Below are 24,441 nucleotides of genomic sequence, written 5' to 3'. Positions count from 1 at the left end.
TTAGAAGACTATGGCCCAGACACATAACATGGCAAGGGCGACGAGAAGCGAGACGAGATAGGGAATGACCGCCCGGAAAAGCGCTGTCGCCGGAATGCGGGTGACGCCGCTGACCACGAAGATAAGCATCCCGAGCGGCGGCGTCAGGCCATGGATCATCAGATTGACCACAAGAATGACACCGAAATGGATGGGATCGATGCCGGCCGCGACGGCAGCAGGCAGCAGGATCGGCCCGAACAGCAGGATGGCAGCACCAATATCCAGCACCAGACCGACGACAAGCAGAATGAGGTTGGAGAGCAGAAGCACCGCGATCTTGCTGCCGCCGAGCAAAGTGACGAAGTCCGTGACAAGGCCGGAGACATTGTCGACCGCCAGCAGGAAGGCGAAAGGCCCCGCCGTGCCGATCAGAAGACCGATGGCCGCCGCCTCACCCGCCGACTGTCGGAAGGTCGCGAAAATGCGGCCCGCGCCCAGCCGGTAACCGAAGCCGAGAAGCAGCGTATAAAGTGCGGCAAGGGCGGCGGCTTCCGTGGTGGTGACGATGCCGATGCGAATACCGACTACCACAATTACGCCAAGACCGAAGGCTGGTATGGCGGCGACGGCCGAGCGCCAGCGCTCAGCCCCCGTCGCGCGCGGCAAGGTATCGTCGCTGCGCACGCTGAAATGGATCGCCACGCCGAGGCAGGCTGCCATCAGCCCGCCGGCGAAGAAGCCGCCGACCAGCAGCGAACCGACCGAAAGATTGGTGGCCGTGGCGAGGATGAGAAAAGCGATGGAGGGCGGAATGACATTGTCCAGCACGGAAGTGGCGGCGATGATCGCGCCGGCCTGCGCCGGCGGATAGCCGTGTTTGACGAGTTCCGGCTGGAAGGTGGACGCGCCGAAGGCGGCATTGGCGACAGATGAGCCGGATGCGCCGGAAAACAGCACGCTGGTCAGAAGCGTCGTCTGCGCCAGACCTGCCCGGCGGTGACCGACGACGGAGGCAGCGAAACGGACGAGCTGACTGGCAACACCGGATATCGTCAGCAGGCTCCCTGCCAGCAGGAAGAAAGGAACGGCAAGCAGCAGGAATTTCGACATGCCGGTTACCGTCGACGAAACGATGGCCGGCTCCGGCAAGGTGCTGCCGAAGGCGATCGCCACATAGGCGGCGGTAAGGAAGGCGTGGGCAAGCGGCGCGGCCAGCACCAGCCCCGCAGCCGCCGTCAACGCCAGAAACAGGCTCGGCGGCAGGTTCGTATCAATGAAGAGTTGCGGCAGGCTGACATAGGCCACGGCAGCGATGGCGAGAGATGCGAGAACGGCAAACGCCTTGCCTTCGCTGACACGCTGAAGCGCCAGATAAAGAAGGATCAGCACGCCGCCTGCACCGAGAAAGCCGAAACGCACCCATTCCGGCAGGCCGAGTGTAGGCGACGTGCCGCCCAGCATCGCCGCGATCTGCACACCGCCGAAGACAAGAATGAGTGCGGCGACGAAAGAAAAGGCATCTGCGAGAATTTCGGTCGCCGCGCGAAATCGTTGCGGAAGGAACCGCACGAAGACATCGAGCCGCATGGCAAGCGCGCTTTTGAGGCTGAGCGGCGCGCCGACCGCGATCATGGCGACATTCAGCCATATGCCGAGATCTTCCGAACCGATGAAGCCGGTGTGAAAGAGATAACGCAGGATGACATTGACCAGAACCACCACGAGCAGCGCGGCGAGAAGCGCGGCGGCAACCGCACCGAGCGCACTGTCGAAGCGCGACAGAGTTGTCGCGGCCACCCTCTCGAAGCTATAGCGCCCCTGTTTTTCCAGTATCGCCATCCGGCTGCCTTTCGCGCGTCATCCCTGCTGCACGGCCAGAAGCGGTATAGAAAAATGCTCGCACCTGTAAAGCTTCCGAACGAGAGAATCGAACTATCTGCCGGTGCGAACGGGAAAACGCTGCTGAAGACGCCCGATCCGTCAGCAGGCAACAAGATGGCCAGGCGAAACCTCACGATACTGCCGTGGCGTAACGACATGATCGACCGCGCGGATCGGGCTTTTCAACTCGTCATTCGCAACGCCGCGTCGTGTATTGCGACGGCCCGGGTCCGGCACCGGCACTGCCGCCATCAGCTTGCGGGTATAATCGTGCTGCGGGTTGTCGAAGACAGCCGCACGCGGACCGATTTCGACAATCTCGCCCAGATACATCACCGCGACACGATGGCTGACGCGTTCCACCACCGCCATGTCATGGGAAATAAACAGAAAGGCGAGATCAAGGCTTTGCTGCAGATCCAGCATCAGATTGATGACCTGCGCCTTGATCGAAACATCCAGCGCCGAAACGCTTTCGTCAGCAACGATGACCTTCGGTTGCAATGCCAGCGCGCGGGCGATGCAGATGCGCTGGCGCTGGCCGCCGGAAAATTCATGCGGGTAACGCGCAGCCATATCTGGCGAGAGACCAACCTTCCCCAGCATGTCCGCCACCACATCTCTCGCCTCGCGGGCGCTTCCCATACGGTGCTCGAGAAAAGGTTCGGCAATCGCCGCGCCTACCGTCATACGCGGATTGAGTGAGGCGAAGGGGTCCTGAAAAATCATCTGAACCGTCTTGCGCATGTCTCGCATGCCCGTCTTGTCGAGCGCGAGAATGTTTTCGCCGTTGACCTCGACCGAACCCGCATCCGGCTCAATAAGCCGCATGATGGCGCGGCCGGTGGTGGACTTACCGCAGCCGCTTTCTCCAACCAGGGACAATGTTTCCCCGGCCCTGAGATCGAAGGACACGTTTTCCACCGCATGTACGCGGCCGCTGAGCCTCCCCAGAAGACCGGAGTGAATGTCGAAACGCTTGGTCAGCCCCTCAACTTTGAGAACGGGCGGTGCAGCGGCGTTGACGGTGTCGGCGGGGCGCGCCGGCTCCTGCGTTTCCCCGGTGGTGGTGTCGACGATGGGAAAACGGAGCGGTCTTTCCTCGCCTTTCATCGAGCCCAGAACGGGAACTGCGGACAGAAGCGCCCGAGTATAGGGATGTTTGCCGCGATGGAAGATATCGGCCGTCGCGCCGACCTCCACCTGCTCGCCACGATACATGACGACGGTGCGGTCGGCGATTTCCGCCACCACGCCCATATCATGGGTGATGAACAGGACGGAGGTGCCCTCCTCTTCCTGAAGCGTCTTGATGAGATCAAGAATCTGGCCCTGAATCGTGACATCGAGTGCCGTTGTCGGTTCGTCGGCAATCAGCAGCTTCGGCCGGGACGCCAGCGCCATGGCGATCATCACGCGCTGGCGCATGCCGCCGGAAAAGCGATGCGGATATTCATCGAAACGCGAGGCGGCGGAAGGGATACGAACCTTTTCGAGCAGACGGACCGTCTCTGCCCGCGCATCCGCTTTCGACATCGGTTGATGGCACAACAGAGCTTCGGAAATCTGGTCACCGATGGTGAAAAGCGGATTGAGGCTGGTCATCGGCTCCTGAAAGATCATGGCAACCTCGTTGCCCCTGACCCGCCGCATGGCGTCCTCGGAAAGGGAGAGCAGGTTGCGACGCCCAAGCAGGATTTCACCCTGAACCCTGCTGCTTTCCCGATCCAGCAGCCGCATGATGGAGAGCGATGTCACGCTCTTGCCCGAGCCGCTTTCGCCGACGATCGCGACGGTCTCGCCCGGACCGACATCGAAGGAAATATCACGCACCACCGGTTTCCAGCCGCCATCCACGTGAAATGACGTGGTGAGATTACGGACGGAGAGCACGGCATCTTCGGCACCAAGCGGTGCTGACTGCGGCATGGTCATGATCGTTCCCTTTTCTTTATTCTGGTTGCAATGCTTGGGCGGGCGGTTGCCCCGAGTTTCTTCTCCCCGCCGGGGAGAAGGTGGCCCGAAGGGTCGGATGAGGGGGCACCGTTTCCGAAATCCGGCAAGGGCGCCCCCTCATCCCGCTGCCGCGACCTTCTCCCCCTCGGGGAGAAGAAACTCGCGGCACCCGCTCGCTTAATCAGTCCGGCCAGCGCAGCATGCCGTCGAAACGGTGGCGGCTGCGGTCTTCGAACGGCGTTGCAATCACCTCGTTGGAGGCGCGCGCCCTATCCAGCTCTTCCGTCAGACGCGCAGCCACGATGGTTTCCTGGCCCGGATGCAGGTTGCAGGGGTCGAGATAGAAATAGCGGTGTTCCACCTCATGATCGCGGGTAATGATGGGAGGATTGCCTTTCGCAAGTGCCGTCGTCAGGTCCCAGGCGGTGATATGCGCTTCTTCGGCATCGATGATGACGCGCAGCCGGTCGAGCGGGTTGTTGGTCGGATCAGGCTCGATCAGCGCCGTCACGCCGGGGCGCCCGTCCAGCGTCCTTTTCCAGAGGTTGAGATAGCCGGTTTCGCGCTCGCGAATGCCGGCATGATCGCGCTTCTCCCACGCTTCCAGCGCCGCCATGACGCCATAGATGCTTTCCTTGCCGACCTTCATGCCGCGACCGACGCCCATATTCTGCAGGAAGGCGTTGCGCACGAGCTCCTTTTTGCCGGTGACGATGCCGGAAGTCGGGCCGCCGAGGAACTTGTGGCCGGAATAGAGCACCACATCCGCGCCAGTGGCCAGAAACAGCTTCAGATCATATTCGGAGGCCGCATCCACGATGACGGGCACACCCTTGGCATGGGCGATCTCGACGAATTCGGAAAGATGCAGCAAGCCATAATCAACGACGTGATGCGAGACGACATAGACCGCCGCCGCCGTCTTTTCGGTGATGGCGTTTTCCATGTGGAAACGGTGGGTCGATGTCGCCTGCCCGATGAGCACCACCTTGCCGCCGCCAAGCCGGATCGCCTGATCCACCGGCGCGCCATAGCTCACCACATGGCCCATCTGCACCAGAACCTCGTTCTTTTCCGGGGTCACGTCAGGCAGCTTTTCGATGGCCAAGAGATTGTTGCCGGTGATCGCGCCCGCCACCGCAAGGCTGATGCCGGACGAGCAGGAGGCCGTGACAAAACCGGCCTCGCCGCCCGTCAGCCTTGCAATGATCGCACTCGCCTTGCGTTGCAGATCATTGATCTCGACGAATTGTGGCAGGATGTCCGCCATGGCCTGAACGGCCTCGGGAACGACAATCGATGCGCCGAGCGAGGTCATGGTGCCCGAGACGTTGATGACCGGGCGAAGGCCGATCCTGCTTCTGATATCCTCGGTCATGCATTTCTCCTGTCCTTTGCGATGCGATGGGCATCGACACATATGCCATAATAATGTAATAGCTTCTCAAAATTCATGAGGAGCCAAAATTGGACGCCCATAAACTGGACGAAACGCCTTCAACCGCCCTGTCCGACGCCGCCGAAAACGCGAACGCGAAGGCGGCCAAGCGCTCGCGCGTCAGCGGCATCGACCGCGCTCTTCAGGTGATTGATTATCTTTACGAAACCGGTTCTCCCGCCGGTGCTTACGCGATTGCCAAGGCCATCAAGGCGCCGCTTTCCACCGTCTATGTCATCATCGACGATCTCGTTGAAAAGAACATGCTGGCGCGCAATGCCGATGGCAACATCTGGCTTGGCGCGCGGCTTTACCATTATGGCCTTGCCTATGCCCGTTCGCTGGATTTCATGGGTGTCGCCACCCACGAAATGCACGATCTGTGCCGTCATGCGGGCGAGACCGTGCAGCTTTGCGGGCGCGACGGCGACCATATGCTGGTCTTGGCCATGGCCGATGGTCCGAGCCACTTTCAGGTCGCGTCGCGCGTCGGTACCCGCGTTCCGCTGAACTGGACGGCGTCCGGCCGCCTGCTCGTCGGGCATCTGCCGGAGGCGGAACGCGTCGAGCTTTTCCGCCGCTGTGCCCGCACCTCGCCGACAGGCCGTGCGGAAATCAATCCCGAGACCCTGTCGCAATCGGCGGCGGCCGCCTTCCATGACCGCCTGTCGATCCAGGTCGCCGAATCCGATTATGCCGTCGCCTGCATCGCGTCGCCGATCTGCGACAACAGGGGCGAATGCGTGGCGACGATTTCCATCGTGCTGCCGGAACAGAAAGTGCTGGCGGACGAAAACCATTACACCGAACAGGTCAGGGTTTCGGCAGAACGGATCGAAAAACTCATGGGCTGGCGCAACCATTAAACGGCCTCACCCTTTGAGCGCGACGATTGCTTCGATCTCTACGGTGATGTTGCCTGGCAGCGAGCCGAAACCCACGGCGGAGCGGGCATGTTGTCCCGCATCGCCGAACACATCGATGAAGAGATCGGAGCAGCCATTGATGACGCTCGGGTGATCGCGAAAATCGCTCACCGCATTGACCATGCCGAGCAGCTTGACCACCTTCTTCACCCGCGACAGGTCCCCCAGCGCCTCATGCATGACGGCAAGCAGGTTGATGCCGGTGAGCCGTGCGTGATTATAGGCCTCTTCCAGCCCGATTTCCCCGCCCACCTTGCCGGCGTAAAGATGGCCGTTTTCCTCCCGTGGCCCCTGCCCCGAAAGATAAAGCATGTTGCCTTCCACCACATGGGTGACGAAATTGGCAATCGGCGGCGGCGGCGGCGGCAGGGAGATGCCGAGCGCGGCGAGCCGGTCATAGGGCGAAAGCCGCCCTTCTGCGTCGAGCGAAGACTGTTTCACGCAAATTCCTCATAATGCCGGGACGGGTATCCCGTAATGCCTGCGGAAGGCGGAGGACTGACCTTCGCCGTTCCAGTGGAGTTCAACGCCAGGAGTAACCGTGGCTGTGGCGCACCAGCTTGCGCGCCCTTGGAATGTAACGGCTGGCGGCAATCGCTTCCGCACCGATGACCGCATAACGCGGCTCGAACAGGCGCTTCAGGCGCGAGACGTCGCCATTGGAATCGGTCGCTTCCAGATCGGCGTCGACGAGATCGAAAACCGTGAAATCGGCTTGGCTGCCGACGTCGAGGCGGTTTTCCATATCGAGACGGATGATGGAGGCCGGGTTGCGGGTGACGGCCTCGACCACATTTTCGAAAGGCATATCGACCGACAGCAGCTTCGACATGGTGGTGGCCAGATCCCAAACCGGGAAATTCATCGAATGCCCGTGCAAATCCGTTGAGATCGAGAAAGGGAGCAGGCCGCGTGCAATCGCCGCTTCCGCCACCTTGAAGGAGAAAGACGCGCCACCATGGCCGATATCAAGCCGAATGCCTTCGCCTGCGCAGCGTTCTGCGAGGTTGAACAGGTCCTCGTCTTCCATGATGCTGGAACCCGATTTGCCGTTGAAACAATGGGTCACGACATCGCCGGGGCCGAGAATTTCCAGCACCTCGTCGTAAAGTGCCGGCGGTTCGCCCACATGCACCATCATCGGCACTTTCAGTATCTTGGCGATCTTCTTGCCGAGTTTGACCGGCGTCACACCCCAGGAGCCGGTGATGACATGGCTCGCCCGCACCTTCAGGCCGACAATATGCTCGCTGTTCTCGGCATAACACTCAAGGATGCGGTCAAGGTCGATATCCTTGATGTCGCGCAGTTCCGGCACGCGGTTACAGGCGACGAGACCGATGGAGCCGAGGTTGAGGAAGGCCTTGATGCGCTCCTTCGAGGGCTCGATGATATATTCCCGGAAACCGTGGAAATTCGCCTCGCCCGCCGAACCGGCGTCCACCAGCGTGGTCACGCCGCGCTCGGCCCCGCATTCGGAGGGGCGGATGGAGATATCGGTACCGCCGTGCCAGATATGCACATGCAGATCCACCCAGCCGGGAGAGATGAAGGCGCCCTTGGCATCGATGCGCCGCGCATCAACGGGCGCTTGGATGGCAGACCCGACCGCGGCGATCTTGCCATCGCCGCCAATCAGAATATCGGTCGAAGCCTGTGATGTACCCTTTCCGAAACCGACGGGTTTGACATTGGTGAGAAGAATGGGAGCTTGAAGAGGCGCTTTCGCCTGTTCGCCGGACGACATATTACAGATCCCTTCGCAGTCTTGGGTCGAGCATGTCCCGCAGCCCGTCGCCGACCATTTGCAGCGACAGCACGGAAAGAATGATGGCAAAGCCGGGGAAATAGGTCATCCAGTCGGCCTGGCCGATATATTGGCGGCCAGCGGAGATCATGGTTCCCCAGGTGGGAATTTCCGGACTGACACCAAGCCCCAGAAACGACAGGCCGGCCTCGGCCAGCATGGCGCTGGCGAAAAGGAAAGTGCATTGCACGAGGATCGGCGAGACGAGATTGCGCAGCACATGCCGCGTCATGATATGGAAGGTGGAAATACCGAGCGCCCTGGCCGCTTCCACATAGGGCAATTCGCGGATCACCAAAGTCGAGGCGCGCACGATGCGGGCAAGGCGAGGCGAATAAACCACGGCGAGCGCGATGATGACAGTCGTCAGCGACGGGCCGAGCGCCGCCACCAGCGCAATCGCCAGCAAAATATCCGGAAAGGCCATCATCGCATCGATCAGCCGCGCAATTGGCGTATCCAGCTTTTGGAAGAAACCGGCGAGCAAACCAAGCGTGATGCCGATCAGCGCCGAAAGCGCCACCACGGCGGCACCGACCAGAAGCGACAGTCTTCCGGCATAGATGGTGCGCGAGAAGACGTCGCGGCCGAACTCGTCGGTGCCGAACCAGTAAAGCTCGCTCGGCGGCTTCAGGCGGTTCACAATCGATAGTTTCGACGGTGAATAGGGCGCAATCATCGGTGCGAGAACCGCAAACAGCACGAAGACGAGTAGCACGATGAGACCGGCGGCGACCGTCTTGCGCTTCAGGAGACGCCGAAGGAACAGGATGGTGGGGTTGCGTGCCGGGGGGGCGGTGGAAACAATATCGGCCATCAGTAACGAACCCTCGGATCGACCAGCAAATAGAGCATGTCGATTGCAAAATTGATGAGCACGTAAAGCCCGGCGATGACGAGAAGTGCCCCCTGAATGACCGGATAGTCGCGCCGGAGCACGGCGGAGACGACAAGATTGCCGACACCCGGCAGGCCAAAGACGGTCTCCGTGACGACAGCGCCGGAAATCAGCACGGCGGCGGTGAGACCCAGAACGGTGAGGATGGGGATGAGCGCATTTTTAAACGCATGTTTCATCACCACGCGACGCTCCTTGACACCCTTGGCTCTGGCGGTGCGGACATAATCGTCGCCGAGAACATCCAGCATCGAGGCGCGGGTGAAGCGAAGGATGAGGGCGGAGGAAACGAGGCCGAGCGCTATTGCCGGAAGGGTCAGGTGATACATGCGCTCGAGGAAGGTTGCGCCCGGTCCGCCATAACCCGATACCGGAAACATATCGAGCCGCACGGCGAAGGCCTGCATGAGGATCAGGCCAAGCCAGAAGCTCGGAATGCTCGCCGCCAGCATTGCGATGGTGGTCGCGGCCTGGTCCACGAAGGAACCGCGCCGGTAAGCAGCATAGATACCGATGGGGAGCGCGATGACACTGGCAATCAGCAGCGAAAAAATCGTCAGGAAAAACGTCGGTTCGGCCCGGTCCAGAAGTGCTGAGCCGACCGGCATGTTGAGGAAGATCGACTGGCCGAGATCGCCCTTGAGCAACTGGCCGATATAATAGACATATTGCACGCCGAGCGACTGGTCGAGACCGAGCCGGGTGCGAAGCTCGGCAATATCCTGCGCCGAGGCGTCCGGCCCCAGCATCACGGCGGCTGGGTCTCCGGGCGTGACGCGCAAGATGACGAAGACGATGGTGACGACGAGGAACATCACCACGATCATTCCCGCAAGTCTCTGGAAAATATACCGTATCACGTATGAAGGCTCCAAGGCGCGTGATTGCCGCTATCAGGCGACGGTTGAATGGTGTCGATGAGCGCCAGCAATTCCGGCACTCACGGTAGTAAAATCGAGCGTTCTCTTCTCACGTCCGCCTTATACTCCACCCTCATTCCTGTGCTCGTCACAGGAATCTAGCCAGCCCAAGTCCTTGGGCTGAAAGGACTCTTCTCGCCACGCAGACGCGCGTCAGCTGGATTCCTGTGACGAGCACAGGAATGAGGGGAGCGGCAAGGACCCTAGATCCGTGGCGACAGAGTGCCGGATGCAATACCCGGCACCCGATTGCCAAACCGGCCTTATTTCGTAACCGAAGCATTCCAGAAGTAGGGCCATGGAGCCGGATCGACGCCTTCCAGCTTGTTGGACTTGGCCGCCACGGCATTGAAGTCGCCTATCTTGATGAGCGGCAGCTCAGCATAGATCGTCTTCTGCACATTGGCCCAGAGCGCGATACGCTTGTCGGGATCGGCTTCCGAAGTGAAGGCGTCAACCGCGGCTTTGCGCGCCGGCGTATCCCACCAGCCCGGCGAGCCGGTGGAGAGCGCGCCGATCAGCGCCGGTTCCGGCAGGAAGGGGCTGTGAGTGATGTATATATCCCAGAGTTTCGGGTCGGCGCGGCGCTGCGTCAGCGTCGCCCAGTCCACCACCTGCATATCCACCTTGAAACCGGCAAGCTTCAGATATTCCGCCGCGACCTGCGCCATCTTGTAATGGAACTCATACTGGCGGCTGGTGAGGATGCGGAGAGGTTCGCCGTTGTAACCGGCGGCTTTGAGTTTCTCGGCGGCGGCTTCCGGATTGCCGACGTTGTAATTGCCCTCGACGCCTTCTTCGGAATGCCAGGAGAAATTATCGGGATAATAGGCGCCGTCGAGCGCGTAGAAATCCGTGCTGCCGAAAGCGGCCGCCAGCATGTCTTCCATGTTCAGCGCTTCGGTCACCGCCTTGCGGACTTCAAGCTTGGAAGACAGCCCCTCCTTCGTGTTGAAGACGAAGACGGGATAACCGAAAGGCTTCAGCATCAGCGGCTGCGAGGCCGACGATGACTTCACCTTGCCGAAGGATTCCACCGGAATGGAATCGACGTAATCATACTGGCCGGAAACGGCGGCCTCGACGCGGGTATTCGGATCGGGCACCGGAACGAAGCGGATTTCATCGAGATACTGATGGCGTGCGCCGCCATAACCGTCGCTTTCGCCATCGCGGGACTTGTAGCCATCGAAGCGCACGAGCTGGATATATTGGTCGGCCTTGCGTTCCTTCAGCATATAGGGACCGGTGCCGATGAATTCGGCCATCGGCTCCGCCTGCTTTTCAGCCGGCAGGATGATCGCCGCCGAATTATTGAAGGCGAGCAGGGAGACGAGCGGCGCATAGGGTTGCTTGAGAGCGATCGTCACCGTTCCGGCATCCGGCGCGGAGATATTGTCGATAAAGCCGGCTGCCTGCTTGCCGCGCGAGGCGACCTTCATCCAGCGGCCGAGCGAGGCGACGACATCTTCAGACGTCATGTCGCTGCCGTCATGGAACTTGATGCCCTGCCTGAGCTTGATCGTGTAGGTTTTGCCGTCCGCACTGATCTCGGGCAAGCTTTCCGCCAGAAGCGGCGTCACCTTCCAACCCTTGTCGAAGGTATAGAGCGTTTCGAAAATATGCTGCGTGACGATGCCGACCAGATCGGCGGTAGACGCCATGGGGTCGAGGGTCGGCGGCTCGCCGATCGTGGCGACATTGATGACGCCGCCCTTCTCCGCAGCCATCATCACACCCGGCGCAAGCAGCAAAGCGGCGGTGGCGAGAAATGCAAGTTTACGTCTCATGGTCAAGCTCCCAGCTCTTATGTGTTCCATTATTATGTTATATGCATCTTTATAACAGAATATCTCGATAAGACGCCTTGTCAATGACAATGCGGCCCGATGATCGGTTTCCATGATCGGCGAAACGCAAGACAGGTCTTTGCGAAAGGTGGCGGCATCGTTTAAGGTAATGAAAAAACGGGAGTTTCGCCAAAAAAACGGTGCGCCGTGATATCCATCTTTTCCGGCTGGAAGAGAGGGAATGACGACCGGCGCTTGACTGCAAAGGAAGAAAGGGAATTAACAAGGTTGGATATTTCGCATTTGCGAACAAAGTGCTATTAAAGAGCGGAAACGCTACGCCACCACAGACATACCTGCGCATTTTTATTAATCGTTACGCTATTTGACGCCGTCAGCCGTGTTTTCAAGGGCTGCAGAAAGACCTGATACTTTATACCGCCAAACTTTATTCCATGGCGGAAAACTAATTTTTATTACGTTGAAATTATTGAGGAAATCATGAAGACGGCAATCGTGCATGACTGGCTCACCGACAGAGGCGGGGCCGAAAAGGTGCTTCACAACCTTCTTGAAATTTATCCTCACGCGGATCTTTACTGCCTTGTCGACTTCATGAGCGAGCGCGATCGCGGCTTTCTCGGCGGCCGTCCCGTCAACACCTCCTTCATCCAGAAGCTGCCTTTCGCCCGGAAAAAATACCGCTCCTACCTGCCGCTGATGCCACTCGCCATCGAACAGTTCGATCTCAGCGGCTACGACCTCGTTATTTCCTCGAGTTATGCGGTCGCCAAGGGCGTCATCACCGGCCCGGGCCAGTTTCATGTCTCTTATATCCATAGCCCGATACGCTACGCCTGGGACCTCCAGCACCAGTATCTCAAGGAGACCAGACTGACGCGCGGCTTCACCTCGTGGATCGCCCGCGCTGTTCTTCACTATATCCGCATGTGGGACATTCGCACCGCCAACGGCGTCGACCTGATGACGGTCAATTCCAAATTCATCCGCAACCGGGTGCGCAAGTGTTATGGCCGCGATTCCACCGTGATATATCCGCCGGTGGACACGTCTCATCTCTCCCCGTCCGACCTTAAAGGTGACTATTTCGTCACGGCGTCGCGGCTGGTGCCCTACAAGAAAGTACACCTTATCGTGGAGGCTTTTTCAACGATGCCGGACAAACGGCTGGTCGTCATCGGCGACGGTCCGGACATGAAACGCATCCGCGAAATCGCCGCGCCGAATGTCGAAGTCCTCGGTTTCGTGGGCAATGAAGAGCTTCACAAATATATGGCCGAGGCCCAGGCCTTCGTCTTTGCGGCAGAAGACGACTTCGGCATCGTACCCGTCGAATCCCAGGCGCTCGGTACACCGGTCATCGCCTACGGCAAGGGCGGCGTACTGGAAACCGTCGTCCCGCTCGGCTCCTCCAACCATCCGACCGGCCTTTACTTCGGGGAGCAGACACCGGAGGCGATCTGCGCCGCCGTACAGGAGTTCGTCGACAATTCCGACCGCTTCGACAAGAACGCCTGCATCAACAACGCCGCCCGCTTCTCCCGCGAACGTTTCCTGCGGGAATTCGCGGATACCGTGAATTTCGCGCTGGCTGAACGGGCATGACGGATGCATAAAAAAATCCATAAAATAAATGATTGGGCTTCACGAAATTCAATAACGAAAGAAACCGCGCAGGCGTGACAAAACTGCACTAGCGCAATGCAGCAATCGAAGAGATGATGGCGTCCAACTGAATATTGAAGCGCAACAATACTGACACCGTCTGGGGTTCGACCATCGCGCCTCGCCCGGAATTTTTCGGCGCAGTTGAACGATGATGAACTTGAAGCATCGTCTGAAATTAGGCATATGCCTGACAGAGGACGTAAACATCCCGGGATGCGATTCCGCTGAACGGATGTAATGCCGGTTTGGATTTCCTTTACCGGTGTCATTTATGAAGTGCTTATTTTTAAAAACTTATACGATGTCCGAATTATTTCTGCTTTTCGGACGGCATTCATTTCGAGGACCAAATGCGTTTATTGAATGTTTCGATTATGCTTGCCTCTGCAGCACTGGCGGGTTGCACGGTTACCGCAGCCTCCGGCCCCGATGCAGCCTCGATCGAATCTAACGCTTCGGTGAAATTCGCCTCCAAGGACAAGCAGAAAACCGCCGGTGTCGACTACGCGCTGCTCGACATCAACAGCGCCGTCCTCAATTACGTCGGCGACACCACAACAACTACCCTGCTCGGCAGTTTCGGCGGCGGCAAGGGCGGCGTTCCGGCACTGCCGATGGGCGTCGGTGACGTGGTGCAGGTTGCAATTTTTGAAAGCCAGGCCGGCGGCCTCTTCATTCCAAACGACGCCGGCAGCCGTCCCGGCAACTTCATCAGCCTGCCGAACCAGACCGTGGACCGGGAAGGCAATATCAGCGTTCCCTATGCGGGCAAGATTCGCGCCACCGGCCGCAACGTCGAAGATGTGCAGAGCGAAATCGAGGAACGGCTCGCCAACCGCGCCATCGAGCCGCAGGTTCTCATCACCAAGATTTCCAGCCGCTCCGCACAGGCCTCCGTGTTGGGCGACGTCAAGGAGCCGACGAAGGTTCAGCTTTCGGAAGCGGGCGATCGGGTTCTCGACGTCATTTCCTACGCAAAGGGCCTCAGCGCTCCGAATATCGAATCCTATGTCACGCTGATCCGCCGCGGCAAGACCGCCCGCGTCAATTACAACCACCTCGTCAGCACGCCGTCCGAGAACATCTATGTAGTTCCGGGCGACACGATCATGGTGGAGCGTGAACGCCGCACCTACCTTGCCTTCGGTGCTTCTGGTCTCAACGGGCGTTTCGAGTTCGAGGATGCCGATCTCAAGCTGTCGGATGCACTCGGCAAAGCGGGCGGACTGCTCGATTCCCGCGCTGACCCGGCTCAGGTCTATGTCTATCGTATCGTCAAGCGCGATCTTCTCGTGAAGCTCGGCATCAATACGTCGAAGTTCCCCGGACAGGACGTGCCGGTCATCTTCCGCGCCAATCTGCGCGATCCATCGACATTCTTCGCCGCCACGAAGTTCCCGATGCAGGATCGCGACATCATCTATGTCACCAACTCGCAGGCCACTGAACTTTACAAGTTCCTGGATCTCGTCGGCTCCGTACCGGCAACGACGGGCAATGTCGCCGAGGACGTTCTTGCGACCCGCAACGCCATCCGCGCCTTTTAAACGGCGGCGTTTCGCCGTTCATCCCAAAGCCGCCCCGGAAAGGAGGCGGCTTTTTCCTTGGCCGGAACCAGTGGTGAACCGGAAGGTGATCAAACATTGCCTTGGGGCAGGAACCGAAGCCGTCCGCCCTTGAAAGACAGGGGATATGGCGACGGTCATCATCACCGCCATTACAAAAGTTTAAGGTGATTTCGCAACGCATTGGGTGTCTTGTGGGGGAAAGCTGCTCCCAAGGCTTGCCGCACATGTTCGGGAAACATGTATCGCTCTCATTACGCGGAATCGTCAGATGAAACGTTTCTGGACCGCTCTCAGCGTTCTTGCCATCGCAGCCGCCGGTGCCTGGTATTTCAAGGATCGCCTGCCGCTCGATCAAATTCCCTATCTCAAGCAATTTGCCAGCGTATCTCCCAAGGTCGACGCCGAAACGGCGGCGCAGTCCTCCCAGAACGGCCAACCGGCCCGGCAGCAGGGACAAAGGCAGGGCGGCGGACGGCGTAACGGTGGACCACCCACGGTCAGCACCATCGCCGTCGGCAAAGCGACGTTGCCGATGGATGCAAAGGCGACGGGCTGGGCGGTTGCGGCCGATATCACCAATATCGCGCCGCTTCAGGCTGGTCTCGTCACGGAGATCAGCGCGAAGGACGGCCAGCATATCAAGGCGGGCGACCTGATCCTCAAATTGGATGATCGCATCGCACGGGCCGCCGTCGACAAGGACAAGGCCAATATCGCCGCCGATCAGGCAACGCTGGAACAGACCGAGGCCGCCTTCCAGCGCGCCGCTAATCTGGTCAAGCAAAGTGCTGAATCGCAACAGGTACTGGATCAGGCACGGGCAGCGCGCGACAGCGCCAGTGCCAAGACCGACGCCGACAAGGCAACGCTCGCATCCGATGAGGTGGCGCTCGAACATATGGAAATCCGCGCCCCGTTCGATGGGCGGCTCGGCGATATCACGGTCAGCCCCGGCGCCTATCTCAGTGCGGGCGTCAACATCGTGACGATCACCAAATATGACCCGATCTCGGTCAGTTTCCGGCTTTCACAGCGCTACCTGCCGCAACTTCGTGAAGGCGTGGCAAAGGATACCGCAGTCGATGTCGACCCCGCGGCGACGGGAGGCGAACCGATGAGCGGCGTACTGCGGTTCTACGACAATACGGTGGACCAGACCTCCGGCACGGTGCTCGCCAAGGCGGAGTTCAAGAACGATCGCGGTCTTTTATGGCCCGGCCAGTCGGTAAACGTCACGGCCCATTTCGTCTCGGGGGATGAAATGATCGTGGTGCCGACAGTCGCCGTGCGCCCCGGACCGAAGGGCAATTTCGTCTATACCGTCGATAGTGAGCATCATGCCCACATGACGCCGGTGGAAGTCGCCCGCTCGAATGGCAATCTCACCGCCATAACAAGCGGCCTCAATGGTGGCGAACATATCATCGTTGAAGGTCAATCCGAACTTGCCGACGGCCAGACGGTTGTCGAGCAATTCTCCGACAAGGGCGGTGCGGCTGCCAATCTGGCCGCCAATATTCCGCAGGTACAGGTTGGCGGCCAATGATTCCTAATTTCTGCATCAACCGCCCCGTCGCCACCACACTTCTCGCCATCGGCCTGGTGCTCGCCGGGCTTGCCGGCTTCCGCCTGCTGCCCGTCGCCGCCCTGCCGAAGGTGGATTTTCCGACGATCAACGTTTCCTCGTCGCTGTCAGGCGCTTCGCCGCAAACCATGGCCACATCGGTCACCACGCCGCTGGTCAAGCAGTTCGAAACCATTCCCGGCGTTAGCGAAATCAGCGCCACCAACACGCTCGGCAACAGCTCGATCGTGCTGCAGTTCGATCTCAACCGCGATATCGACGCCGCGGCGGCCGATGTGCAGGCCGCAATTTCCCGCGCGCAGCGGCAATTGCCAAGCAACATGACGACGACGCCGAGCTATCGCAAGACCAACCCGGCCGATGCGCCGGTGCTGCTGCTCGCCGTCAACAGCAAGGAAATGCCGACCAGCAAGGTGGATGAGATCGCCGAAAACATCATCTCACCGCTTCTCTCCACAATTTCAGGCGTCGCGCAGGTGAGCATCTATGGTGCACAAACCTATGCCGTGCGCATCGGCCTTGATCCGGCCCAGCTTCAGGCAAGAGGGCTTGGCGTCGACACCGTCACCACGGCCATCGCCCAGGCGAATAATCAGGTGCCTGTTGGCGCCTTGCAGACCGACAATCAGCGCCTGACGATCGAGGCCGATACCCAGCGCACCAATGCGGCCGCCTTCCGCTCGCTGGTCGTCTCGACGAATAATGGCGCGCCGATCCATCTCGGCGATATCGCCAATATCACCGACAGCATCGACAACACCAATGCCGGCAGCTGGTTCGATGGCGAACAGGCGATCGTTCTCGCCGTGCAGCGTCAGCCGGACGCCAATACCGTCGACGTCGTGGACGCCATCAAGGCGAAGCTGCCGGCGCTTCACCAGCAATTGCCGCCCTCCGTCAATATCAACGTCATGAATGATGCCTCGACCGCCATCAAGGATGCGATCTCAGACGTTCAGTTCACCCTGCTTCTCACCATCGGGCTGGTGGTTGCGGTCATCTATCTCTTCACCGGGCACCTGACGGCGACCATCATTCCCGGTCTTGCAGTACCCCTGTCTCTCATCACCGCCTTCGGCATGATGTATGTTCTGGGCTACAGCATCGACAACATCTCGCTGCTCGGGCTGACGCTATCGGTGGGGCTGGTGGTGGATGACGCCATCGTCATGCTGGAAAACATCCTGCGCCTGCATGAAGAAGGCCTGCCCATGCGCGAGGCGGCCTTGCAGGGCGCGGCGGAAGTCAGCGGCACCATTCTGTCCATGTCAATCTCGCTGGTGGCCGTCTTCATTCCCATTCTGTTGATGGGCGGCGTTATCGGCAGGCTCTTCAACGAGTTCGGCATGGTCGTCACGCTGGCTATCATGGCCTCGGCGCTGGTCTCGCTGACAGTGACGCCGATGCTCGCTTCGCGCCTCTCCGGCCACTCCTCCAGACCACCTGCGATCATCCGCTGGTTCGATGCGGGTTTCGAACGCACGCTGCGCGCCTATGGCCGCGCCGTCGGCTGGTGCCTCTCTCACCGTCGCATCGTTTTGGCATCGTTTCTCGCTTCGGTCGCGGCGTCGCTCTATCTCTTCGAAACCCTGCCCTCCAGCTTCTTTCCACAGGAAGATATCGGACGTCTTTCGGTTTCGACACGGGCGCGTGAGGATATTTCCTATACGGCGATGCGAGATCTCCAGGCGCAGGTCGCCGATCAGATCCGCAAGAATCCAGCCGTCGTGCACGTCACCTCTATCGTCGGCGGCAATTCCCGCAATCCGTTGAACAACGGCTCGATGTTCGTGGAACTGAAGCCCAAGGAAGAGCGGGCGCCGCTCAGCCAGGTGCTGGCGGAACTGGGTCAGGCCACATCGAAAGTGGCGGGCATCCGCACCTATATCAATCCGCAGCAGAGCCTGCGCTTTGGCGGGCGCAGCTCCGCCAGCCAATACCAGCTCGTCGTTCAGGGTCTGAATGCCGACACGACCAACGAATGGTCGAATAAGCTGATGGACGCGATGCGTCGCGACCACACCTTCACCTCCGTCACTTCCGACGCCCAGAACGGTGCGATCGCCGCCACGATCTCCGTTGATCCGGAAAAGGCCGCCGCCTTCGGCATTACCAATGACCAATTGCGCAAGACGCTGGAAATGTCTTTCGGCGGTTATACGGCGGCGCAAATCCAGTCTACTGGCGATAGCTACGACGTGATTGTGGAATTCGACAGTTCCAAACCCTGGAATGACGATTTCCTCAGCGATATCAACATTCTTTCGGCAAAATCCGGGGTTCTGGTTCCGCTTTCCAACTTCGCCACCCTTACCCGCACGCAGGCGCCTGTTACCATCAACCAGACGGGCCAGCTCGTCTCCACCACCATCTCCTTCAACCTGCCGGATGGGGTGGCGCTGTCCGATGCCACGAGCCGGATAGACCAGATCAAGAGCACGATAGGTCTGCCACAGGATGTCTTCACCAGCTATGGCGGCACGGCGGCGATCTTCCAGCAGAGCCAGGGCAATACCGGCATCCTTATTCTGGCAGCGGTGCTGACCATCTATGTGGTTCTCGGCGTGCTTTACGAGAGTTTCATCCACCCGCTGACCATCCTCTCCGGACTGCCGGCCGCCGCCTTCGGCGCGCTGGTGGCGCTGAAGGTGATGGGCATGGATTTTTCGATCATCGCGCTGATCGGCCTTTTGATGCTGATCGGCATCGTCAAAAAAAATGCGATCATGATGATCGATGTTGCGGTGGAGTTGATACGCGAAAAAGCGGAACGACCAGCAACCGCCATTCACGAGGCCTGCGTGCGCCGGTTCCGGCCGATCATGATGACGACCTTCTGCGCGCTGCTTGGGGCACTTCCCATCGCACTCGGCTCGGGCGCGAGTTCGGAACTGCGCCAGCCGCTCGGCATCGCCGTGGTCGGCGGCCTCATCGTGTCGCAATTGCTGACGCTGTTCATCACGCCCGTCATCTTCGTGGAAATGGACCGGTTCGGCCAATTCCTCACCGGGGTGTTTTCCCGCCGGAAAAAGGCGGAAAAAAACACCGAACCGCAAAAGCCGGAAGGGCCCGGCGAACCGGAATCAGTTGCCGCTTAACGCAGATTTTCGAGGCGCTCCAGCGCCTCGAAACCCGCCGCGGCACTACGGCTGCAATAACAGAGCCTCGCCAGCGACTATGAAAATCCAGCCAGGCTCTTTTATTGCCGCGAAAACCGGCCAAAGGCTCCGCCTGAAAAGCATAGAGGGTCCCCGTCACGATGGGCTGCGCGCAGAACTTCTCCGACGATGATCGTGTGATCGCCCGCATCATGGGCTGCCGCCTGGCGGCATTCGAAACGAGCGAGCGTTCCGGGAATGACCGGCACGCCCTCGTCGTTCAGCTCCCAATCCAGATCGTCGAAAGCACGGCCATTACGAGTGAACCGGGCGCTCAGCACATCCTGATCGGCACTCAGTACGTGGATCGCGAAATGTGTGGCGCCGTTGAAGGCCTCATAACGCGACGAGCTTTTGGCCGGCGACCACAGAACCAGCGGCGGATCGAGCGATACCGACGCAAAGCTATTGACCGTCATGCCAATCGGACCTTCCGGCGTGGTGGCGGTTACCACCGTGACGCCTGTCGTGAAAGCGCCGAGCGCATTGCGGAAACTGCGGCTGTTTTCGCCGCCGGGAACGAATACATGCTCATTGGGCATCTTGATTGCCTCTGCCACTGTCATCACGCCACCTCTTTTCCAATCGCAAGGGTGTAGAGTTCAAACCATGTCTGGCGGTCCATCGTCACGCGGAGCGCATCGGCCGCCGTTCTGATGCGTTCGAGATTGTTGGTTCCGAGAACCGGCACGATCTTTGCCGGATGGCGTAGCAGCCAGGCAATCGCGACAGCCGTCGCATCGACGCCCTGTTCCTTGCCGATACGCTGCAAGGCAGCCATGGTGCCCCCATGCGCGCCGGAGAACAGCGAACCGCCCCCGAGCGGCGACCATGCCATGGGCGAAACCCGCTTTTCCTGCAGGTAAGCCAGATCGCCATTGGTGAAGGTATCGGTGGCAAGAAGGCTCATTTCGATCTGGTTGGTCACGAGCCGGTTGCTCATGGCCGATTGCAGCAGCGAAAAATCCCACGGGCGGAAGTTTGAGACGCCCACTGCCTTGACCTTGCCGGAAGCCACCAGCGCATCGAGCGCCTTACCGGTTTCTTCCGCATCGATCAGCGGGTCAGGGCGGTGAATGAGGAGCAGATCGACGTGATCGGTTCCCATGTCACGTAGCGAGGCTTCGACCGAAGCATTGATGTGGCCGGCCGTCGTATCGTAATGTTTGACACGGGCGGCGGCGTGGCGGCCGGCCGGCGCGACGATGCCGCATTTCGTGACGATTTCTATTCTGTCGCGCAGTCCCGGCGCAGCCTTCAGGCCGGCGCCGAGAATGGCCTCCGCCGTGTATCCGCCGTAGATATCGGCCTGATCCATGGTGGTGATGCCCTGCGCGAGGCAAGCCTCGATCTTCGCCTGAACATGGGCTGGTGACGTGTCGGCGTCGTCACCGATGCGCCACATGCCGTAAACGATGCGGCTGAGTTCGAGTTTGTCAGAAAGAGCGATACGTTCCATCAGTGGCGTTCCCCGTTGCCGAGCGGCGTCGCTGGCGTTTCAGAAGGCACCCGGCCGTAGGCATGCGGCAGGGAGCAGGTTTTCATCTGCGGCAGAACCTTGGTGCCGAAGTGCTCCGCTTCATCGAGATGCGGATAACCGGACAGGATGAAGGCGCGAATGCCCATCTTCTGGTATTCCTCCAGCGCCGAAAGCACCTTGTCGGTGGAACCGACCAGCGCCGCACCGCAGCCCGAACGCGCCCGGCCGATGCCGGTCCATAGATTGGGTTCGACATAACCGAACTTGTCGGCGAGTTCACGGGCGCGCGCCTGATGGGATACGCCGAGCGAACCGCTGTCATGGGCGCGGTTGCGGATAAGCTGGCCGTACTCGTCATCGAGCTTCGAGACAAGATGCTCGGCATATTCACGGGCTTCCTGTTCGGTATCGCGCACCACCATATGGACACGCAGGCCGTAATCCAGCGTGCGGCCATGGGCGGCGGCGCGCTCGTTGGCGGCGCGCATGCGATCCGCCAGCTGGTCCTTCGTCTCAGGCCACATCAGATAGACGTCACACTGCGCGCCGCAGAGTTCCAGCGCATCCGGCGAGTAGCCACCGAAATAAAGGAGCGGTCCGCCATTTTGCTGGTAGGGCCGTGCCGGCTCGGTGGAGACGCCCTTGAACTGGTAGATTTCGCCGTCATGGTCGATGGTGTCACGCGTCCAAGCTTGGCGCAGAATCTCAACGACCTCGTGGCTGCGCTTGTAGCGAAAGGCGCTATCAGCCACTTCGCCGGGGAAATCGGAGCTGATGACGTTGAGCGTCAGGCGGCCCTTCAACATGTGGTCGAGCGTCGCTACCGTACGGGCCAGCATGATCGGCTGCATTTCGCCACAACGGATAGCAGCAAGAAAATTGATGCGGTCGCTGATCGGCGCACAGCCGGCGACGAAGCTCAGCGTATCCTGCCCCACCTGATAAGATGAGGGGCAGAGGATATTGCGGAAACCGAGTTCTTCGGCCTTTTTAACGATATCGGAACAATGTTCGAAACTGGAACGCAAGCTACCGTCAGGCACGCCAAGATAGGCGTAATCATCGGAACACAAAGCGGAAAACCAGGAGACCTCGGCAGCATCGAGATCAGCGGATGTAACGGGTACGACGGTCATGCAATTCCTCCTCAGGGCCGCTCTCGTTTTTCTTGCATAACATCAAGAAATATGTAAATCAATGATGTATCAATTTTTGTTTCGGGGGAGGAAACGGTATATGAAACACACTGGCGGCAGCCTGCCCATGTATATGCAGATCGCCGAAATGCTGGTGCGCGAAGTGGCGGCGGGCCGGTTGATCGATGGCGAGAAGCTGGCGCCGGAGCGCGACATGGCGGCCGATCTCGGCATCGCCGTCGGCACGCTGCGCAAGGCGCTTGCTGAACTGCAGGAGCGCGGCCTTCTGGAGCGCGTGCAGGGCTCCGGCAATTACATTCGCGCCGTCAGCGATCCGCAAAGCGTCTACGCCTTCTTCCGGCTTGAACTGATCGAAGGCGGCGGCCTGCCGACGGCGGAGGTTCTGGATGTGGCGCGCCTTGCCAAGCCCGCTGACCTGCCCGCTTTCGGCACATCGACCGAAGGGCACAGGATAAGACGCATGCGGCGCATCGCCGGCAAACCCGCGGCCATCGAGGAGATCTGGCTGGACGGTTCTTACGTGGACACCATCGCCATCGAGAACATGTCGGAATCCCTCTACCTCTATTACCGCACCCGCCTCAATCTCTGGATATCGAAGGCGGAGGATCGCATCGATCTCGGTGAAGTACCGGAATGGACGCCCGAGGTCTTCGGTCAGAAATCAGGCGCACTGGTGCCGCGCGTGTTGCGTCTTAGCCAAGCGCAGGATGGCGCGGTGGCCGAAGTTTCATGGACCTGGTTCGACCATACCGTCGCACGATACGTTTCACGCATACGTTGAGACTGCGCAAATTTCGCGTGCTCCACATAGATGAAAGAATTTGACGGGAGGCAAGCAAGCAGCAGCCTGCCGTCGAGCTGATTTTGCAGTTATATTTCTTTTAATCAACGGGTTAATAGTTTTTGATTTCTGTCAGAAATAAAATTGATACACTATTGATTTCCTTTTTATGAAAGGTAATATCACGACCTCAGGGAGACAGGCGTTTCGCCATCCCACGATATCGCCAGACAATCGGGATCGATTCTCGACGATGCGATGCGTGGAACTTGAAGGTTGATACCGGCAATGGCGTCCATTCGAATTCTGGACGCGCCGGTCGTGAGGAGGAAAATATGGCTTCGGTCAGCCTGCGCAAGCTGGACAAGAGTTACGGTGCGCTTCGCATCGTCAAGGGCATCGACCTTGAAATCAACGATGGCGAATTCGTCGTCTTCGTCGGCCCTTCCGGCTGCGGCAAATCCACGACGCTGCGCATGGTCGCGGGGCTGGAGAGCATTACCGGCGGCGAAGTGAAGATCGGTGACCGCGTTGTCAACAAGCTGCCGCCGCGTGAGCGCGACATTGCCATGGTGTTTCAGGACTATGCGCTTTATCCGCACAAGACGGTGCGTGAAAACATGGGTTTCAGCCTGAAAGTGCGCGGTGTCAGCGCATCGCAGGCCAATGCCAGCATCGATGAGGCCGCGAAGATGCTGGGCATCGAGCACCTTCTCGACCGGCGGCCCGGCCAGCTCTCCGGCGGCCAGCGCCAGCGTGTGGCCATGGGCCGCGCCATCGTGCGCCGCCCGCAGGTCTTCCTGTTCGATGAGCCGCTTTCCAACCTCGACGCTAAACTCCGCGGACAGGTGCGCACGGAAATCAAGCGCCTGCATCAGCAGCTCGGCACCACCATCATCTACGTCACCCACGACCAAGTGGAGGCCATGACGCTTGCAGATCGCATCGTCATCCTGCGCGGCGGCGATATCGAGCAGGTCGGTACACCTGACGAGGTCTATAACCGGCCTGAAAGCGTGTTCGTCGGCGGTTTCGTTGGGGCTCCGGCGATGAACTTCGCCCGCGCAAAGGTGAGCGGCGACCGGTTGGCATTCTCCGACGGCAATTCCCTGCCGATGACCGCCATCCGACCATCCCGCGAAACAGGCCTCGACGGGCGTGAAGTCATCGTCGGCATTCGCCCGGAACATTTCGGCACCGTCGAGGGCTTTGACACGCAGCTTGCGGTCAAGGTGCAGGTGGTGGAACCGCTCGGCTCGGACACGCTCGTCCATTTCAGCCTCGGCGATGCGGCGCTGACCGCACGTATGCCGCCGCATCTGCGGCCTGCTCCGAATGAGGAACTGAAGATCGGTGTCGATCCGTCCAAGGTTCATCTTTTCGACGCCGCGACGGAACGCTCGATTCACTGATTGCCGGGCG

Annotated in this window: 18 protein-coding genes; 7 read left to right on the top strand and 11 right to left on the bottom strand. The window is 59.8% G+C overall.

Translation table 11 applies throughout. The annotated features are described in order from the left end of the window. From PL599_RS02170 to PL599_RS02160, 3 genes are all read right to left on the bottom strand, one after another. On the bottom strand, positions 1-1,821 hold the full coding sequence (locus tag PL599_RS02170) for a TRAP transporter large permease (protein WP_269824136.1): 1,821 nt from the start codon (positions 1,819-1,821) through the stop codon (positions 1-3). Between the two features lie 141 nt (positions 1,822-1,962). Further along, the gene (locus PL599_RS02165) at positions 1,963-3,798 is read right to left on the bottom strand and encodes an ABC transporter ATP-binding protein (protein WP_269824137.1); all 1,836 of its coding nucleotides are present in this window, start codon (positions 3,796-3,798) and stop codon (positions 1,963-1,965) included. A 202-nt stretch (positions 3,799-4,000) separates the two neighbouring features. Then, positions 4,001-5,197 (bottom strand): aminotransferase class V-fold PLP-dependent enzyme, encoded by a 1,197-nt coding sequence (locus PL599_RS02160; RefSeq protein WP_271358784.1) that lies wholly within the window; start codon positions 5,195-5,197, stop codon positions 4,001-4,003. Positions 5,198-5,286: 89 nt separating this feature from the next. Here PL599_RS02160 and PL599_RS02155 point away from each other — a divergent pair, with 89 nt between their 5' ends. Then, a complete protein-coding gene (locus PL599_RS02155) occupies positions 5,287-6,123 on the top strand; it encodes an IclR family transcriptional regulator (RefSeq protein WP_162520326.1) in 837 nt (278 codons plus the stop codon). Between the two features lie 6 nt (positions 6,124-6,129). Here PL599_RS02155 and PL599_RS02150 read toward each other — a convergent pair whose 3' ends face one another. The 5 genes from PL599_RS02150 to PL599_RS02130 all read right to left on the bottom strand — a co-directional run bounded on the left by PL599_RS02150 (position 6,130) and on the right by PL599_RS02130 (position 11,598). Further along, positions 6,130-6,624, bottom strand: a complete 495-nt coding sequence (locus tag PL599_RS02150) for a RidA family protein (protein ID WP_269824139.1) — start codon at positions 6,622-6,624, stop codon at positions 6,130-6,132. Between the two features lie 82 nt (positions 6,625-6,706). Beyond that, positions 6,707-7,930 carry an amidohydrolase/deacetylase family metallohydrolase gene (locus PL599_RS02145; RefSeq protein ID WP_269824140.1) on the bottom strand — a complete coding sequence of 408 codons (1,224 nt, stop codon included), beginning with the start codon at positions 7,928-7,930 and terminating at the stop codon, positions 6,707-6,709. Position 7,931: 1 nt separating this feature from the next. After that, positions 7,932-8,807: an ABC transporter permease gene (locus PL599_RS02140; RefSeq protein ID WP_269824141.1), complete on the bottom strand. Its 876-nt coding sequence runs from the start codon at positions 8,805-8,807 to the stop codon at positions 7,932-7,934. Beyond that, positions 8,807-9,748, bottom strand: a complete 942-nt coding sequence (locus PL599_RS02135; protein WP_269824142.1) for an ABC transporter permease — start codon at positions 9,746-9,748, stop codon at positions 8,807-8,809. Before PL599_RS02135 ends, PL599_RS02140 begins: the two co-directional genes overlap by 1 nt. Before the next feature lie 323 nt (positions 9,749-10,071). Then, positions 10,072-11,598 (bottom strand): ABC transporter substrate-binding protein, encoded by a 1,527-nt coding sequence (locus PL599_RS02130; RefSeq protein WP_269824143.1) that lies wholly within the window; start codon positions 11,596-11,598, stop codon positions 10,072-10,074. Positions 11,599-12,099: 501 nt separating this feature from the next. Between PL599_RS02130 and PL599_RS02125 the strand changes: the two genes are divergently transcribed. The 4 genes from PL599_RS02125 to PL599_RS02110 all read left to right on the top strand — a co-directional run bounded on the left by PL599_RS02125 (position 12,100) and on the right by PL599_RS02110 (position 19,538). Continuing rightward, positions 12,100-13,224, top strand: a complete 1,125-nt coding sequence (locus PL599_RS02125; protein ID WP_077984308.1) for a glycosyltransferase family 4 protein — start codon at positions 12,100-12,102, stop codon at positions 13,222-13,224. A gap of 413 nt (positions 13,225-13,637) precedes the next feature. Then, positions 13,638-14,834, top strand: coding sequence for a polysaccharide biosynthesis/export family protein (locus PL599_RS02120; RefSeq protein WP_077984309.1), 1,197 nt, complete (start codon positions 13,638-13,640; stop codon positions 14,832-14,834). Positions 14,835-15,123: 289 nt separating this feature from the next. Next, positions 15,124-16,401 (top strand): efflux RND transporter periplasmic adaptor subunit, encoded by a 1,278-nt coding sequence (locus PL599_RS02115; protein ID WP_269824144.1) that lies wholly within the window; start codon positions 15,124-15,126, stop codon positions 16,399-16,401. Beyond that, entirely contained in the window at positions 16,398-19,538 is a 3,141-nt protein-coding gene (locus tag PL599_RS02110; RefSeq protein ID WP_269824145.1) for an efflux RND transporter permease subunit, read from the top strand. Before PL599_RS02115 ends, PL599_RS02110 begins: the two co-directional genes overlap by 4 nt. A 101-nt stretch (positions 19,539-19,639) precedes the next feature. On the opposite strand, the gene PL599_RS02105 is transcribed toward PL599_RS02110, so the two are convergent. Genes PL599_RS02105 through PL599_RS02095 form a run of 3 tightly spaced genes read right to left on the bottom strand, consistent with a single transcriptional unit; the run spans position 19,640 to position 22,214 of the window. Then, the gene (locus PL599_RS02105) at positions 19,640-20,164 is read right to left on the bottom strand and encodes a flavin reductase family protein (protein WP_077984312.1); all 525 of its coding nucleotides are present in this window, start codon (positions 20,162-20,164) and stop codon (positions 19,640-19,642) included. Beyond that, positions 20,164-21,057, bottom strand: coding sequence for an aldo/keto reductase (locus PL599_RS02100; protein WP_077984313.1), 894 nt, complete (start codon positions 21,055-21,057; stop codon positions 20,164-20,166). Before PL599_RS02100 ends, PL599_RS02105 begins: the two co-directional genes overlap by 1 nt. Then, positions 21,057-22,214, bottom strand: a complete 1,158-nt coding sequence (locus PL599_RS02095) for an LLM class flavin-dependent oxidoreductase (protein WP_003519880.1) — start codon at positions 22,212-22,214, stop codon at positions 21,057-21,059. The genes PL599_RS02100 and PL599_RS02095 overlap by 1 nt, the downstream gene beginning before the upstream one ends. Before the next feature lie 100 nt (positions 22,215-22,314). Here PL599_RS02095 and PL599_RS02090 point away from each other — a divergent pair, with 100 nt between their 5' ends. After that, the gene (locus PL599_RS02090) at positions 22,315-23,019 is read left to right on the top strand and encodes a GntR family transcriptional regulator (protein WP_269824146.1); all 705 of its coding nucleotides are present in this window, start codon (positions 22,315-22,317) and stop codon (positions 23,017-23,019) included. A 335-nt stretch (positions 23,020-23,354) separates the two neighbouring features. Continuing rightward, the gene (locus PL599_RS02085; RefSeq protein ID WP_269824147.1) at positions 23,355-24,431 is read left to right on the top strand and encodes an ABC transporter ATP-binding protein; all 1,077 of its coding nucleotides are present in this window, start codon (positions 23,355-23,357) and stop codon (positions 24,429-24,431) included. The last annotated feature ends 10 nt before the right edge of the window (positions 24,432-24,441 follow it).

The organism is Agrobacterium sp. ST15.16.055 (assembly GCF_027956555.1).
GTDB lineage: Bacteria > Pseudomonadota > Alphaproteobacteria > Rhizobiales > Rhizobiaceae > Agrobacterium > Agrobacterium salinitolerans.
Note: the sequence above shows the minus strand (reverse complement) of the source record. Positions and strands in the feature narration are given on the sequence as shown.